This window comes from Nostoc sp. KVJ20 (assembly GCF_001712795.1).
In the GTDB taxonomy this organism is placed as follows: Bacteria; Cyanobacteriota; Cyanobacteriia; order Cyanobacteriales; family Nostocaceae; genus Nostoc.
This window is the reverse complement of the sequence record NZ_KV757826.1, coordinates 1-1,016: the sequence shown is the minus strand read 5'-3', so window position 1 is coordinate 1,016 and position 1,016 is coordinate 1. Positions and strand designations below refer to the sequence as shown.

Genomic DNA, 1,016 nt, shown 5'->3' with positions numbered 1-1,016 from the left:
GTATAAAAACAATAAAATCCCTCCAGACAGAAAATTAGGAGGGAAATATGTTAAATGAAATAGTTACTATCTATTCTGTCATAGATGACCTATTGAAGGCGATTGGACATGATGAGGATATTCGTCGTGAAATGAGTGATGCAGAAATTATCACCACGGCAATGATAGCGGCAATGTTTTTTGGTGGGAATCATAGCAAGGCTTGCAGCTATATGAAAGACCATAACTTGATACCAGGAATGTTAGAAAAATCACGATTTAATCGGCGATTACACAAGGTATCGATGTTGATGAACGATTTATTTCATCAAATGGGAACAGCACTAAAAGAAATTAGTGAAGATACGGAATATCTTTTAGACTCGTTCCCCGTACCAATATGTGATAATATTCGCATCTTTAATGCGAAGTTAATTCACTCGGAAGAATATCGGGGTTATATCGCATCCAAGAAACGTTATTTTTATGGAGTGAGAGTACAGTTATTGACTACCAAAACAGGTATTCCTGTCGAATTTGTGTTCATGCCAGCTAGCGCAACAGATATACGGGGATTGAGTGCTTTACCCTTGAATTTAATGCCTGGGAGTCAAGTTTACGCCGATTCTGCCTATCTTGATTACACTGTGGAAGATGACTTAATTGAAACTAGTCAAATCTCGATGCAGGTCATGCGAAAAAGTAACTCTAAACGCCAAGATGCACCGTGGAATCAATACATTAAACAGTCTATTCGTCATTACATTGAAACCGTGTTTAGCGGCATCACTCGTTTCTTCCAAAAATCGCTTCATGCCGTAACATTTGAGGGGTTTTTACTGAAGTTACAAGCTTTTATTTTTGCTTACACTCTGCAACAAGCTTTTATTGACTAAGTTGCAAATGTTACTCTCTATTAAACTACACTGAACATTCCTAATGGCATTTTTATAGTGGTTGGAGTTCGTACAACCCTTATTTACTGTGCCTACACTTTCCATCTCCTCTTTTGTATTCTATTACCCGCAACTTGGGTT

1 protein-coding gene is annotated in these 1,016 nt (G+C 37.7%); it reads left to right on the top strand.

The window, feature by feature from the left end; all coding sequences use genetic code 11:
• The first annotated feature begins 47 nt into the window (after positions 1–47).
• Positions 48–875: an IS982 family transposase gene (locus A4S05_RS37980; protein WP_069074888.1), complete on the top strand. Its 828-nt coding sequence runs from the start codon at positions 48–50 to the stop codon at positions 873–875.
• Positions 876–1,016 lie beyond the last annotated feature (141 nt).